Origin of the sequence: Arcobacter sp. YIC-80 (assembly GCF_044841725.1) — a bacterium.
GTDB lineage: Bacteria > Campylobacterota > Campylobacteria > Campylobacterales > Arcobacteraceae > Arcobacter_B.
On sequence record NZ_JBJBSI010000016.1, the window covers coordinates 16,871 to 31,602 of the forward strand.

A 14,732-nucleotide genomic window follows, 5' to 3' on the forward strand; every position below is an offset into this window, starting at 1 on the left:
ATGAAAAAGTCCTTTTCATTAATGGAAGTTATTATTGCTATTATGATGCTTAGTGTTATTATGGTTGCATTACTTCAAATAAAAAGTGACAATATATATATTATTCAAAAGTCAAAAGAAAGCATACAGTATAAAGATTATATATCATTAGCTTTTAATCTTGATGAGGTAAATAGTAGAAATGAAAATGTCTTTTTAAGTAGAAAGTTTGATTTTGAAGATGACAATTTAAGAAAAGAGTTAAAAACAATAAAAGTTAAAATAAAAGATGAACAATTAGACTCAAAAGTTGTAAAAAATGATGATTATGATTTTACGATAGTTACCTATGAAACTTTATATAGTATTGATAAAAATATTAAAAAGAATATTTATAGTTTTAAAATAGAGTTATAATGAAGGATAAAAAAAACTTGTATAGAGCTAAAAGAGCATTTACTTTACTTGAAGTTATTATATCTATTACACTTTTTATGGTGTTAATTATTTTTGTATATAAAACTTTAGATCAAACTAAACATTCAAATATAATATTTGAAAAGCAAACGAAAAATATAATACAAAGCAATAAACTTTATGATATATTTTTTGAAGATATTATTGAATCTACAAGTACTATAATTATTTCTTATGATAAAGATAAAAATGCAAGAGTGAAGTTTACTTCAAATAATACTTTTCATAATCCATATTATTCACATATAACTTATTTAATATCATCAAATAATAAGTTAGTAAGAATTGAAAGTAAAGATGAATTTAAATTTGCTGATACTTCTTATGAGTTTTATGATAATTCTTATATTGATATATTACTTGAAGATATTGAGTATTTTGATATAAAAAAAGATAAAGCACAATATGTTTTTGCTATAAAACAAAAAGATAAAAAAAGAGTATTGTATAGTACTTATTTAATTAAATAGGAGATGTTTTGAAGTTTTTATTTATATGTATATTTTTTAGTTCTTTGCTTTTTTCACAAGAAGAGAGCTTATCAGATAATAGAGTTGTTAAAACCTCAGAATTAGAATTGTTCTTATTTAAAGTAGGATTTGAATCTTTATTAAAAGATGTAGATTCAACGAAAAGCAAAGCTACTAATAATCAAAATGATATTAAAGATTTAAAAGATAAAGTTAAAATCATAATGGATGAAGTTTATAAAGATAAAAGGGTATTGTTAGATTCTAATGCTACAAGTTCAAATAAAGAAATACAAGCATTAAAACTTCAACTAGAAATTTTACAAGAAGAAGTAAACAAGCTAAAAAACAAAAAAATAGTACAAAGAAACAAAAAAGAAAATACTTTTTCTTCAGCAGTCGTTAATACAAATATTCTACAAGTAAGAGAAAAAGCTGTTGTTGAGTCTGATATAATTTATAATATAAAAAAAGGTACAGAAGTTAAACTATTAGAGTGTGATAACTTTGATTGGTGTAAAATACAAATAAAAAATAAAGAAGGTTTTGTTCCTAAGTATTTGTTGAAGTTCTTATGATTCAACAAAACCCATTAGTTTATCCATAATTAAAAGATTTGACATTGTATTTTTAGAGTTTTTTGAAGTTAAAATTCTATTACAATCACTACATAAAGTAATTATGTTTTCGATATTATATCCAGCACCCTCTTCAATATCTTTTACAAAAATACTTACAGAGTCTTTTAGTTGAGTTGTTTTAGCACATCTATTACATTTATGATTATCTCTTGCCCATGCTAACTCTTTTCTTTGAGGCCAATCAGAAGGAGTTTTATGATTATGTGTAGATTTTTCATCATATCCTGTCCATAGTTTATCTTTACTAACACTACCTTGTGTTTGTTTCTCATATTCATAATTAAAATATTGGGATACTATATCTTCAACTATTAAAGTTTCTCTTATTCTTATATCTTTTTCTTCTTTTGTTCTTTCAACAATAGAATAGTCAATAGGAATTTTTGGATGTTCTTGTTTCATATAATTTTTAACAAGATCTAAAAATGGTTCAATACTACCACTTTTATATGCAAAGGCAAAAACTTTTTCTCTATAGATATAAAGAGGAATAATTGACGCAGTCAATAATGAAGCAAGAATTATAAACTTTACATCTAATACCATAAGTTTTGCCTTTTAATTAAATTATTTCTGGATTAACTTGATGTTTTTCAAGTGTTTGCTTAACTTCATCATGTTTACCATTTGCTAGTTTTTGAAGTTCATTTATATGAAGAACAGGAATAGCTACTTCTCTTCCACACATTTTTTCTAGTTCTTTTCTATTATAATCAAAAATATAAAAGTCTTCATCACAATCAACTATTAGTAAATCAGCACCTGCATCAAAAGCTTCTAATAATATAGTATATGCACAAAATAGTGTAATTTTACTATTTTTATTAAATGTATTTTTTGATAAGTCAAGTTTTTGAGATTCTAGTTTTATTTTCTTTGACTTTAAACTATTAATTAATTTAGTGTATTTTTCTTGAGAATTAGAAGAATAATAAGCTATTGCAAAATCATTAAAGTCATGTTTTACTTCATATTCATTTTCAAATTCACCAAAGTCTAAAACTAATGTTTTATTTAATCTAAAGTTTTGTTTTTCTATTTCTTCATATAACTCTAATGCTTTCTGTAATTTTATGATTCTTTCTTCATAAGATGTATCAAAGTCTAAAATTACATTTTTTGAGCTATTATAGTAACTAGCTGAAACTTCATATTCATTTATTATTTTAAGTATAGTATTTTTATCTTCATCATTTAATCTTTCCATAATCATTGATGTTAAAATAAGTAGAGAATCACCAATATATAATTTATCAAGATTTAGTGTGTTTGAAGCATAAAAGTAAGGTTTTAATTGTTCATAGATAGTTTTATCATTTTCTGAAACAAAATCATTTAGCAGTTGTAATCTTTCTTTGAAATCATCATCATTAATAAGTAAATCATCACAAGCTCTTCTTATTGAGATTGGTTCAATTTTTATGTCAGTTCCAAACTCTTCTTTTAATTTTTTTAATTCAATTCCTGCTTTTACATATACACCATTTACTACTAAATCAAAATTTTCACAGTCAATAAAACCAAGTTTTTGTTCTTTATTGATATTTCTTAAAATATCAAGTAAAGTTTTTTCTTCTTTAGTTTTTATAAAATGTTTTGTATAGTATGGTAAATAATCAGAATTTTTGTCAAATTTAAATAAAGATATTTCTAGTTTCATAGTAGTATTATCACCTTTTTTGTAGTTGAATAAATTTTATGGAATTTTAACTTAAAGAAATGATAAGAGTGTGGTTTTTTCTCTTATCATTTAAAAAGTGTCCTATTCTGTAAACCTTTTTACATCAGCACCTATTGAAGTTAGTTTTCCCTCAAGGTTTTGATATCCTCTATCAAGGTGATAGATTCTATGAATATTTGTTTCACCTTTTGCTACAAGTGCAGCTAAAACTAATGCAGATGAAGCTCTTAAATCTGTTGCCATTACATCCGTACCATTTAAAGTATGAGCTTGGCCATTTATAGTTGCTATATTTCCATTTAAATGAATATCTGCACCAAGTCTTAAAAGTTCACTTACATGCATAAATCTATTTTCAAAAAGTCTTTCATCAATTGTGCTAGTACCATTTGCTTGAGTAGCTAATGCCATAAATTGTGCTTGCATATCTGTTGGAAAACCTGGATATTCACTTGTAATAATATTTACAGGTTTAATTTCATCTGTAGGAAGTATTGTAACACTGTTTTCATCTATAATTATTTCAAAATTCATTTCTTCTAGTTTTGAGATAATAGCTTCAAGATGTAAAGGAATTACTTTATTTATTTTAAGTTTTTTATTTGTTATTGCAGCAGCACACATATATGTACCAGCTTCAATTCTATCAGGAATAATATCAAAGTCTTTAAATTCTAATAGTTCTTTATTTGAACCTTCAATGATAAGTTTAGAAGTACCTAAACCTTCAATTTTTACACCTGCGTTCATTAATATTTCACATAGTTGTTCAATTTCAGGCTCTTTTGCTGCATTTATTATAGTAGTTGTTCCTTGTGCAAGTGCTGCTGCCATTAAAATATTTTCAGTCCCACCAACTGTAACTTTGTCAAATACAATTTTAGAACCTTTTAGTCCTTGTGGTGCAGTTGCTTGAATATATCCATGTTTAATATCTATTTTGGCACCCATTTGTTCTAATGCTTTTAAATGTAAATCAACAGGTCTTTGCCCAATTGCACATCCTCCAGGAAGAGAAACTTCACAATGACCAAATCTAGCAAGTAAAGGACCCAAAACTAAGATTGAAGCTCTCATAGTTTTTACAATATCATAAGTTGCTGTTGTTTTATCTATTTCATAAGTGTTTATTTTAACAATGTCATTTTCTTTTTGGAAACTACCACCAAGCATATCTATTAGTTTTAAAAAAGTATTTATATCTACAACATTTGGCATATTTCCAATTTTAATTTCATTTTTAGCAAGTATTGTTGCTGCTATTAGTGGAAGTGCTGCATTTTTTGCACCTGAGATTTCTACTTCACCTGAAATCTCTTTATTTCCTATTATTTTTAAGTATTCCATGTCTTTCCTACAATTATATATCTAAACAAAGCTGATATATTATCTAAAAAAGCCTTTAAAAATTAACACTAATAATCTTTTTTTAATATGATAAGCAATACAATTGCGATTTTAAAAGGTAATAAATGGAAAATAGTGTTAAATTAGGTGTTAAATATATGTTATTTGCTTCTGTAATGTTTGCATTTATGGGGGCAACTGCAAAAGAACTTAGTGATTCAATGAGTTCGATTGAAGTAGTTTTTTTTAGAAATGTTTTTGGTGTTGTATTGATTTTATTATCAATATACAAAAGTCCACTAAACCAAATTGGTGGAAAGATGTGGCTTTTAATATTTAGAGGTACAGCAGGATTTATAGCATTACTTTTCTTTTTTTATAACATAGCAAATATTCCTTTGGGTGAAGCTATGACATTTTCAAAAACTTCTGCAATATTTACAGCTATATTTGCTTATGTTTTTGTAAAAGAAAAATTAGGAATTAAAGGTTGGTTTGGGGTATTTATAGGTTTTATAGGTATTTTATTTATAACAAAGTTTGATGGTTCGTCTTTAGATAAAACGGATTATCTTGGGATACTTTGTGGTGTGGGAGCAGGGCTTGCATATACTTCTATTAGAGAACTTAGGAAGTATTATGATAATAGAGCTATTGTGTTGTCATTTATGGCTATTGGAACAATTGGTCCTTTGATTCTTTTAATAATTGGAGAGTTTTATACAAATGAGAATTTAGATTTCTTATTTGCTCCTTTTGTTATGCCAAAGGGTATTGATTGGTTATTTATTATTTTATTGGGAATTTTCGCTACATTCGCTCAAGTTTTTATGACAAAAGCTTACTCATGCGCAAAAGCAGGTATTATAGGTACTATTGGTTATAGCAATATTGCTTTTTCTATCTTACTAGGACTATTTTTAGGAGATAGTCTACCTGATATTTGGATTACTTTTGGTATACTTTTGATTGTAATAAGTGGTGTATTAGTTTCCATGAAAAAGGATTAGATTATGGATGTGTTTTTATTATATATTGAGATTTTTTTACTTATATTTTTTATTATCATAACAGCTTGGTATGTTCATGATAAATATGTGCAAAGAGATCATCAACTATTGGTTAACTACCCAATAATAGGTAGGTTAAGATATGTTTTAGAGGAAGCGAGAGAACCTTTTAGACAATATTTTGGAGATGAGAAGTTTTACGAATCAAAAGATAAACTTGATTGGGTTTATAAAGCTGCAAATGACAAGCCAAATTATGCTGCATTTTCACCAGCTCAACCTCTTCCTAAGCCAAAGTTTATGATTAGACATGCAAATATTGTTTTAAATGAAGATGAAGTTGATAATGATTTTGAAGTAACTTTTGGGGAAGGAAGAAAGTATCCTTATACTGCAAAGACAATTATTGCTAGAAGTGCTATGAGTGATGGTTCTATTTCTCCTGAGGGTACAAGAGCTTTTGTAAGAGGTGCTCAAATGGGAGGTTTCCCTATAAACTCAGGAGAGGGTGGTGTGACATCAAACTTTTTTGTAACTCATAAAACATATAAAGAAGATTATATGAAAATTGTACATGGTACAATTATTTCTAAAAAAATAAAAGATGTTGTAAATTTCTTCTTTAATGGTGCAATGGCAGCAGATGTTTATAGAAAACTTATATTTAAAAAAGATCCAGAAGCAGAAACTTATGTTTTTGATTTAAAGTCACAATTATTTCATAGAGTAAATTGGGATGCGCCTTTAGAAAACTTTCCAACAGAAGTTCCAAGTGATATGCCTGATATTATTTTACAGTTAAGTTCTGGACTTTATGGTGCTAGGGATAAAGATGGTAACTTTGATCCAGAAAGATATCAAAAAACTATGAGATTTTGTAAAATGACTGAAATTAAAATAGCCCAAGGAGCGAAACAAACAGGTGGTAAATTAGCTGCTCACAAAGTAACTCCTGCTATTGCATATTATAGAAACGTAAGACCTCATACTGACGTGTTTTCACCAAATAGATTTCCTTATGCTAATACAATTGAGGAGTTATTTGATTTTATAGGTACACTACAAGAATTATCTGAAAAACCAGTTGGTGTGAAAATTGTTATTTCTGATATTGAAAATATTGAACCTTATGCTAAAGAAATAAAAAGAAGAATAGATGCAGGTGATAGTAGATATCCTGATTTTATTTCTATTGATGGTGGTTCAGGAGGTAGTGCAACTGCTCCTATTGAAATGATGGAAAGAGTTGGTTTAAATATTAGAGATTCTATTTATTTAGCAAACAAAGTATTAGAAAACTTTGGAGTAAGAGATAAGGTAAAATTAGTAGCAAGTGGTAAGGTATTAACTCCTGATGATGTTATTGTGATTATGTCTTTAGGTGCTGATTTTATTCAAATTGCTAGAGGTTTTATGATGAGTGCTGGGTGTATTAGGGCAAGATACTGTTCAGGTACAACAGGACATGATTGTCCAGTGGGACTTGCAACTCAAAATAAACAAAAAAGACAAAAATATTTTGTATATAAACAAGCTAAAAAAGTTAGAAATTACCATAATAATTTACTTAAAAGTGTTAAGGGAATGTTGGCAATTATGGGACTTAAAAATGTAAATCAATTAAATAAACATAGACTTTTATTCTTAGATAAAGATTCAAGAGTTCATGATAATATTGATAATGTATTTAAAAGAAGACTTGATATTGGAAAAGATTTAGAGGACGAATATCATGAATCTAGATAAGGTTATCTCAGGTTTTTTTATAATATTAGCAATGACAATAAATTTTGGTTTTTTTTATGGGGATATGTATACTTTAGAAAGCCATAGTAAATATGAACTTTTTGCTGCTATTATAATTAATTTGATAGCTACAACTTTAAAATTAGGTGATAAAACTCAAATGGGGTCTGTATTATTAGCAACTTCATTAGTTGCTGATATTCAGCTTATAGCTGCTGCAATTATTTGGACTATTGCAGCTTATGCATATACCGTAGATGCAGAAGTTATAGCTACAATAGTGTCTTTATCTGGTGGAGCATTATTGGCAAATTTTGTTTCTGTAACACTTTATGTTGGAGATACACTAAAATCAAAAAGATAATTTAGGAAGAGCTTTGGAAAATAGTTCACTCTTTATCATTCTTCAAAGAATGAGAGTCCCTTTTTTAGTAATTGTTATTACTTATACAATAGCAATTACGGGGCTAGTTTTAATTGAAGGGCTTGATTCAAATGGCAAGCCCTATAATATGAGTATTTTTGATGCTTTTTATTTTGTAACTTATACTGCAACTACAATTGGTTTTGGTGAAACACCTTATGAATTTACATATCCTCAAAGAATGTGGGTTACTTTTTCTATTTATCTTACTGTTTTAGGGTGGTTTTATGGAATAGGGTCTTTAGTTTCACTTCTTCAAGATCAACTTTTTTTACAAGAAATTCAAAAATCAAAATTTAGAAGACAAATAGCAAATTTAAAAGATAAATTTATAATTATTTTAGGTTATAACCAAATTACTAAAGAAATAATAAATAAAGCAATTGAGCAAGGTACTAGAACAGTTGTAATAGAAAAAGATAAAAAGAAAATAAACGATCTTATATTAGAAAGTTTTACTCCTACTGTTCCTGTATTAAATTGTGATAATTATTCTATTAAGGAATTAGAAGCAGCAGGAATAAAAAAATCAAATTGTAAAGCAATAGTATCTTTATTTGAGGAAGATAGTATTAATCTAAGAATTGCTTTAACAGCAAAACTTTTAAATAAACATGTAAAAATTGTAGCAAAATCAACAACTTCTAATCAAACTGAAAACTTGAAAGATTTAGATGTCGAAATAATAGCTAACCCTTTTTCTATTATTTCTTCTGAAATAAATATTGCACTTACAGCCCCTAATATTTTTAGGCTAGAAAAATGGTTATATAGTTTAGACAATTTACATGCAAAACTACCAACTTTTCCTAAAGGTAAATATATTATTTGTGGATATGGAAGACTTGGTAGAAAGATATATGAAAAGTTGAGTAAAAATGACATTCATATTGAATTAGTTGAATTAGATATTAATAAAGCTGAAACTTATACTAATCAAGAAATTTCTCATGTAAATTTTGGAAATGCTGATGATAAACAAATGTTGCTTAATGTTGGAATCAAAGAAGCTTGTGCTATTATTGCTGCAACAAATGATGATACAACAAATCTTTCTATTTTAGCGACTGCAAAAAAATTAAACCCTGAAATTAAAACAATAGTTCGTGAAAATGAAATGGAAGACTTTTCTATTTTTAAAAATGCAAATATTGATCACATCTTCTTACCATCAAAAATTTTAATTAATAAAACAACGAATGCTTTAATAAAACCATTATCAGATAAGTTTATTAGGTTGATGCTAAAAAAAGATGAAAAATGGGCAAGTGAACTTGTAAAAAAGTTAATTACTGTAATAGATGAAGCACCTTTAGTATATGAGATTTCTTTAGATGAATATGAATCTCCGATGATTTATGAACATTTAAAAAGTGGAAAACCTATAAGATTAGAGTTTTTATTTAGATCTTTACATAATAAAGAACAGAGTAATAATGTGGTACCATTACTTCTTAAAAGAAAAGATGAATACACTCTTTTACCTGATTATAGTCTTGATTTAGAACTAGAAGATAAGATACTAATTGCATCTGATAAATATGCAAAAAGTGATATTGAGTATATATGTCAAAATATTTATGAGTTTCATTATGCCTTAACAGGTACAGAAAAAGAAACAATTTTTAAAAGGAATTAAATGAAAATTTTAACTGGACCATGTGTTTTAGAAGATAGAGATACAGTAATGAGAATAGCTGAAAAGCTAAAGCCTTTAAGTGAAGATGAAAGAATAGAGTTTTATTTCAAGGCTTCTTTTGATAAAGCAAATAGAACAAGTTTAGACTCATATAGAGGGCCAGGACTTGAAGAAGGTTTAAAATTATTTCAAGAAATAAAAGAACAGTTTGGATACAAACTAGTAACAGATATACATGAATCATGTCAAGCAAAACCTGCTGGGGAAGTATTAGATATTTTACAAATACCTGCATTTTTATGTAGACAAACAGATTTATTAGTAGAAGCTGCAAAAACAAACTGTAAAATTAATATCAAAAAAGGTCAATTTTTAGCAGCAGGAGCTATGAAACATCCTGTTGAAAAGATTCTTAAGACAAGAGGTGTTGAAGAAGTAAACTATAAAAACTCTAATGAAAATGGTGTATGGCTTTGTGAAAGAGGAAATACATTTGGTTATGGAGCACTAGTAGTTGATATGAAAAATTTAATTGCTATGAGAGAGTATGCTCCAGTTATTTTTGATGCAACACACTCTGCACAAGTACCAAGTACTGGTGGTACAACTGGTGGTAATAGTGCAGTAGTTCCAAGTTTAGCAAAAGCAGCAGCAGCTGTTGGAGTTGATGGATTCTTTTTTGAGACACATACAGATCCAAGTATTGCTTTAAGTGATGGACCTAACATGGTACAAGTAGATGAATTATACAAAGTAATTGATGATATTTTTGCTATTCAAGAAGTATTAGGTTTTAATAAATAAAAATTATATTTTTAGGCTTTAAATAAATTTTAGATATAATCGCAAAATATTATAAGAAATTCGGAGAAATTTTATGAACGTTATTGAAGGAAAATTAAGATTAAAAGGTGATGAAAAAATTGCTATTATTAATGGTAGATTTAATCACATAATTACTGATAGATTAGTTGAAGGTGCAAAAGATGCCTTTTTAAGACATGGTGGAAATGAAGATAATTTAGATTTATTATTAGTTCCAGGTGCATTTGAAATTCCATTTGCCCTAGAAAAAGCTTTAGCTTCTAAAAAATATGATGCTATATGTTGTGTTGGTGCTGTAATTAGAGGTGCTACACCTCATTTTGATTATATTTCAGCAGAAGCAACAAAAGGTATAGCAACAGTAGCTTTAAAATATGGAAAAGCTGTATCTAATGGAGTTTTAACAACTGATACAATTGAGCAAGCAATCGAGAGAGCAGGTTCAAAAGTTGGAAACAAAGGTGCTGAAGCTATGATTACTATCATTGAAATGTTAGACCTTTACTCAGAAATGGAGAAATAATTTGGCTACAAGAACACAAGTAAGAGAGTCTGTTATTGGTCTTTTATACGCTTATGATTTAGGTAATGAAGGTATTGCTAAATTTGTAGATGAAATTTTAGAAGATAAAAAAATTAGAAACAAACAAAAAGAGTTTGCATTAAAACTTTTTAATGGAACTGTTGAAAATCTTGAAAAAATTGATGAAGAAATACAAGGTCATTTAAAACAAGGTGGTATTTCTGATATAGGTTCTGTTGAAAAATCTATTTTAAGACTTGCGATATATGAAATTTTTGATGGATTAGATAAAGCTATTGTAATTAACGAAGCTATAGAATTATCAAAAAAATTGGCAAGTGATGGAGCACCTAAGTTTATAAATGGGCTTTTAGATAAAGTTAAAAAGGTATAGTTCTATGAGTAATTCTATGAAGCTTTGTATATCTTTAGACTTACCTACAGCAAAAGAAAACTTAGAAATAGTAAAACAAATAAAAGATTTTGATGTATGGTTAAAAGTTGGATTTAGGTCATATATAAGAGATGGTAAAGAGTTTTTAGAAGAATTAAAAGCTATTAATCCAAATTTTAAAATATTTTTAGATTTAAAACTTTATGATATCCCAAATACGATGGCTGATGCAGCCCAAGAGATAGCTAATTTTGGTTTAGTTGATATGTTTAATGTTCATGCAAGTGCTGGAAGCAAAGCTATGAGTACTGTAATGCAAAGAATTAAAGATATTCCAAATAAACCTTTAGTTTTAGCTGTAACAGCTTTAACTTCTTTTGATAATGAAGCTTTTAAAACAATATATAATGAAGATATTGATACAAAAGCTATAAAAATGGCAAAAGATACTTATGAATCAGGAGTTGATGGAGTAGTCTGTTCAGCTTTTGAGAGTTTAGATATTAAAGTTAATACTTCTGATAGCTTTATTACTTTATGTCCAGGTATTAGACCTTTTGGAGAAGATGCAGAAGATCAAAAAAGAGTAGCAGATATTCCTTTTTCTAAAGAAAATAATGTAGATTTTATAGTTGTTGGTAGACCAATTTATAAAGCTGATAAACCTAAAGAAGTAGTTGAAAAAATACTTCAAAATATTTAATTTAAAAAAAGCCAAGTTCAAAAGAACTTGGCTTTTTTTATAGCTATTAACTTACAAATATAATAAAAAATACTTTTTCAATCTTTTTACCTTAGTTATATATTGGCTTTTTTGTAAAAATAAATAATTTTTGTAAAAAAATAAATATTTCAAAAATATTAAGTGTTTTTTAAGGAGGATGGGTATATAATTCCCATCCAAATTTGGTACAACGTATCGAATTTAGACGGATAGATGGGTGAGTTGGCTGAAACCACATCCCTGCTAAGGATGCGTACTGGCAACGGTACCGAGGGTTCGAATCCCTCTCTGTCCGCCATTGAAGTGAGGGTCTATAGCTCAGCTGGTTAGAGCACTCGGCTCATAACCGAGTGGTCGAAGGTTCGAGTCCTTCTAGACCCACCACTTACAATGCGGGAGTAGCTCAGTTGGCTAGAGCCTCTGCCTTCCAAGCAGATTGTCGCGAGTTCGAGTCTCGTCTCCCGCTCCACTATAAATAGTTTGGTAATACTATTTATTTTTATTTTATTTACCATAAGAGCGGGAGTAGCTCAGTTGGCTAGAGCCTCTGCCTTCCAAGCAGATTGTCGCGAGTTCGAGTCTCGTCTCCCGCTCCACTTTTTATTAACGCGGAATAGAGCAGCTAGGTAGCTCGTCGGGCTCATAACCCGAAGGTCACAGGTTCAAATCCTGTTTCCGCAACCAATTAGTCAGTGTCAAGGTAGCTCAGCTGGCTAGAGCGCTGGTCTCATAAGCCGGAGGTCGAGAGTTCAAGTCTCTCTCTTGACACCATTATTCACAAAGTGAATAATACTTAATATTTTTGGAAGCTGGTGTAGCTCAGTTGGCTAGAGCAGCTGATTTGTAATCAGCAGGTCGGGGGTTCAAGTCCCTTCACCAGCTCCACTTTATTTTAACTATACAATTTTTTTGAACTCATAATGGGGTATCGCCAAGCGGTAAGGCACTGGTTTTTGGTACCAGCATTCGCAGGTTCGAATCCTGCTATCCCATCCACTTTATATTTTATAACATATAGTATTTCTTCCATTACTTTTTGCTTTATATAAAGCTTCATCAGCATTTTTTACAATATCTTTTATATCTAAACCTTTTTTATAAGTGCTAATACCAAAACTTGCAGTACAGTTATTTATAGTTGAGAAACTAGTTTTCTCAATTTTATTTTTAATCTTTTGGGATACAATATTTGCTTCTTCTAAATTCGTTTTAGGGCATATTATTATAAATTCTTCTCCTCCCCATCTTCCAACAGTATCAGTTTGTCTTATATTATCTTTTAGAATTTGAGCAAACTCTTTTAGGATTGTATCTCCTACTTGATGACCATAAGTATCATTTATTTTTTTAAAGAAATCTATATCTATTAAAATCAGACTAAAATCTTCATTATATCTTTTTGTATATTTTAATTGTCTCTGTAGAGTATCGTCTATTTTTGTTCTATTGTATAAACTTGTTAATTTATCTGTTATAGAAAGTTCTTCAAGCCTTTTATTTAAGACTTTAAGTTCTTCTGATTTTTCATTTGTGATTTTTAGAAGTTTATTTTTTTCATTTAATAAAGACTGTGCTTTTATTTTATCATTTAAAGCATTTATTTTTTCGTTTTCAATTTTTTTATATTTATAAGATATTAAATAAGAAAGTGTTAATGCTTCTATTATAATACCTATTCCTATACTATGTGAAGATATGTAGTTAAATTCAACCATTCCTATATAAAATAAGATGCCATATAAAGTAAATGCAATATAAAAGATATGTGCTATTAAAAATATTTTTATAACTTGATTACCTTTTTTATAAATACTTATACTTATTAATAAAAATACAACTAATGAATAATTTAAGGTAATACTTAATAAGACTAATGAATGATTATAATTAATTAGTCCATATAGAAAATTTAAAGATAGTAATGTAATTACACTATTTAAAAATAAATGTTCTTTTTTATACTTATATTTTGTTTCGAAAACTGATTGTATAAATAAAGTTAAGAAAATAGGTATTAACATTAAAGCAAAATTGAATTTAGTAGCAATTTCTCCATATACATTAAAATAGTGAGCTAAAGAGCCATACATATAAAAAATCCAGATAGTGGCACTAAATAGATATAATGAATAGAATAAATACTCTTTATATTTAGTTGAAATATAGAATAAAAAATTATACCATGCTAAAGCAAGCAATAAACCAAAGAAAAATAAACCATCAGCTTTTTCATAAATTAAGTATTTTATAGATTCTATATTGTCAAAAATTGAAAAGTTATAAAAGTGATAAGCACTTGATTCTTGATTAATATAAAGTGTTTTTATTTCTTTTGGATTAATTGATATGGGATAAATTGCATTTGATCCTTTAAGTAATGTTGAGTTTTTTGGATTTTGTATATTAAGTTCTTCTTTTTTTAGAAGTTCTCCTTCTTTATTTTTCTCAAAATATAATATTTTATTGAGAGTAAATGCCATACTTTGATGAAGAGATAATTGCATTTTATCTTTCGTATTATTTCTTAATACTATTTTTATCCATGTATTTTTTACAGTTCTACCAAGTGAAGCTTTATTTTTTCCTTTTTTAAACTTTACTTCGTGAATATTATTAATATCTATATTATTTGAGTCATTTATATAATATAAAATTTCAAAATTACTTAATTTTACTTTTTTATCATTTATTTGAATTATATTAGAAGCATTTATGTTTAAAAAAAGTAAAACAAGCATGATTAATAACTTCATTTTATTTTTCCTTATTTAAAGTTTATATTAAAAGTTACATATTACATAAAATATTATTAAAACTTTGTATATAATTATAAAATTATATATATAACAGAC

15 protein-coding genes and 8 tRNA genes are annotated in these 14,732 nt (G+C 27.6%); 19 read left to right on the forward strand and 4 right to left on the reverse strand.

Annotation, left to right across the window (positions count from 1 at the left end; genetic code table 11):
* The 3 genes from ACH5BK_RS13960 to ACH5BK_RS13970 are packed head-to-tail and all read left to right on the forward strand — an operon-like array spanning position 1 to position 1,504.
* Positions 1–396 carry a hypothetical protein gene (locus ACH5BK_RS13960; RefSeq protein WP_404308462.1) on the forward strand — a complete coding sequence of 132 codons (396 nt, stop codon included), beginning with the start codon at positions 1–3 and terminating at the stop codon, positions 394–396.
* Entirely contained in the window at positions 396–926 is a 531-nt protein-coding gene (locus tag ACH5BK_RS13965) for a prepilin-type N-terminal cleavage/methylation domain-containing protein (protein WP_404308464.1), read from the forward strand. The genes ACH5BK_RS13960 and ACH5BK_RS13965 overlap by 1 nt, the downstream gene beginning before the upstream one ends.
* Before the next feature lie 8 nt (positions 927–934).
* Positions 935–1,504, forward strand: a complete 570-nt coding sequence (locus tag ACH5BK_RS13970) for an SH3 domain-containing protein (RefSeq protein ID WP_404308466.1) — start codon at positions 935–937, stop codon at positions 1,502–1,504.
* On the opposite strand, the gene ACH5BK_RS13975 is transcribed toward ACH5BK_RS13970, so the two are convergent.
* The 3 genes from ACH5BK_RS13975 to murA all read right to left on the reverse strand — a co-directional run bounded on the left by ACH5BK_RS13975 (position 1,499) and on the right by murA (position 4,595).
* Positions 1,499–2,113 (reverse strand): HNH endonuclease, encoded by a 615-nt coding sequence (locus ACH5BK_RS13975; protein WP_404308468.1) that lies wholly within the window; start codon positions 2,111–2,113, stop codon positions 1,499–1,501. The two genes, ACH5BK_RS13970 and ACH5BK_RS13975, sit on opposite strands and share 6 nt — an antisense overlap.
* Positions 2,114–2,129: 16 nt before the next feature.
* Positions 2,130–3,227, reverse strand: coding sequence for a hypothetical protein (locus tag ACH5BK_RS13980; protein ID WP_404308470.1), 1,098 nt, complete (start codon positions 3,225–3,227; stop codon positions 2,130–2,132).
* Positions 3,228–3,329: 102 nt separating this feature from the next.
* Positions 3,330–4,595, reverse strand: coding sequence for a UDP-N-acetylglucosamine 1-carboxyvinyltransferase (gene murA / locus ACH5BK_RS13985; RefSeq protein WP_404308472.1), 1,266 nt, complete (start codon positions 4,593–4,595; stop codon positions 3,330–3,332).
* 125 nt (positions 4,596–4,720) lie between these two features.
* On the opposite strand from murA, the gene ACH5BK_RS13990 reads away from it, so the two are divergent.
* The 16 genes from ACH5BK_RS13990 (at position 4,721) to ACH5BK_RS14065 (ending at position 12,876) form a co-directional block, all read left to right on the forward strand.
* Positions 4,721–5,605 (forward strand): DMT family transporter, encoded by an 885-nt coding sequence (locus ACH5BK_RS13990; RefSeq protein ID WP_404308474.1) that lies wholly within the window; start codon positions 4,721–4,723, stop codon positions 5,603–5,605.
* A 3-nt stretch (positions 5,606–5,608) separates the two neighbouring features.
* On the forward strand, positions 5,609–7,351 hold the full coding sequence (locus ACH5BK_RS13995) for a glutamate synthase-related protein (RefSeq protein WP_404308476.1): 1,743 nt from the start codon (positions 5,609–5,611) through the stop codon (positions 7,349–7,351).
* A complete protein-coding gene (locus tag ACH5BK_RS14000) occupies positions 7,338–7,715 on the forward strand; it encodes a DUF6394 family protein (RefSeq protein WP_404308478.1) in 378 nt (125 codons plus the stop codon). Before ACH5BK_RS13995 ends, ACH5BK_RS14000 begins: the two co-directional genes overlap by 14 nt.
* A gap of 13 nt (positions 7,716–7,728) precedes the next feature.
* Positions 7,729–9,414, forward strand: a complete 1,686-nt coding sequence (locus ACH5BK_RS14005) for a potassium channel family protein (protein WP_404308480.1) — start codon at positions 7,729–7,731, stop codon at positions 9,412–9,414.
* Positions 9,415–10,218, forward strand: a complete 804-nt coding sequence (gene kdsA, locus ACH5BK_RS14010) for a 3-deoxy-8-phosphooctulonate synthase (protein WP_404308482.1) — start codon at positions 9,415–9,417, stop codon at positions 10,216–10,218. It abuts the gene before it with no gap.
* 73 nt (positions 10,219–10,291) lie between these two features.
* Complete coding sequence (ribH, locus tag ACH5BK_RS14015; protein WP_404308484.1) at positions 10,292–10,762, forward strand: 6,7-dimethyl-8-ribityllumazine synthase; 471 nt, start codon at positions 10,292–10,294, stop codon at positions 10,760–10,762.
* Position 10,763: 1 nt separating this feature from the next.
* Positions 10,764–11,156, forward strand: a complete 393-nt coding sequence (gene nusB, locus ACH5BK_RS14020; RefSeq protein ID WP_404308486.1) for a transcription antitermination factor NusB — start codon at positions 10,764–10,766, stop codon at positions 11,154–11,156.
* Between the two features lie 4 nt (positions 11,157–11,160).
* The gene (gene pyrF / locus ACH5BK_RS14025) at positions 11,161–11,859 is read left to right on the forward strand and encodes an orotidine-5'-phosphate decarboxylase (protein ID WP_404308488.1); all 699 of its coding nucleotides are present in this window, start codon (positions 11,161–11,163) and stop codon (positions 11,857–11,859) included.
* A 228-nt stretch (positions 11,860–12,087) separates the two neighbouring features.
* Positions 12,088–12,178 (forward strand) — tRNA-Ser (locus ACH5BK_RS14030).
* Between the two features lie 9 nt (positions 12,179–12,187).
* Positions 12,188–12,264, forward strand: a tRNA-Ile gene (locus tag ACH5BK_RS14035).
* Positions 12,265–12,272: 8 nt separating this feature from the next.
* Positions 12,273–12,349: transfer RNA gene (locus ACH5BK_RS14040), tRNA-Gly, on the forward strand.
* A gap of 50 nt (positions 12,350–12,399) precedes the next feature.
* A tRNA-Gly gene (locus tag ACH5BK_RS14045) sits at positions 12,400–12,476 on the forward strand.
* An 11-nt stretch (positions 12,477–12,487) separates the two neighbouring features.
* Positions 12,488–12,564, forward strand: a tRNA-Met gene (locus tag ACH5BK_RS14050).
* A 10-nt stretch (positions 12,565–12,574) separates the two neighbouring features.
* Positions 12,575–12,651: transfer RNA gene (locus tag ACH5BK_RS14055), tRNA-Met, on the forward strand.
* Positions 12,652–12,688: 37 nt separating this feature from the next.
* Positions 12,689–12,765: transfer RNA gene (locus tag ACH5BK_RS14060), tRNA-Thr, on the forward strand.
* A gap of 36 nt (positions 12,766–12,801) precedes the next feature.
* A tRNA-Gln gene (locus tag ACH5BK_RS14065) sits at positions 12,802–12,876 on the forward strand.
* A gap of 2 nt (positions 12,877–12,878) precedes the next feature.
* Here ACH5BK_RS14065 and ACH5BK_RS14070 read toward each other — a convergent pair.
* Positions 12,879–14,633, reverse strand: coding sequence for a diguanylate cyclase (locus tag ACH5BK_RS14070; protein ID WP_404308062.1), 1,755 nt, complete (start codon positions 14,631–14,633; stop codon positions 12,879–12,881).
* Positions 14,634–14,732: the final 99 nt, after the last annotated feature.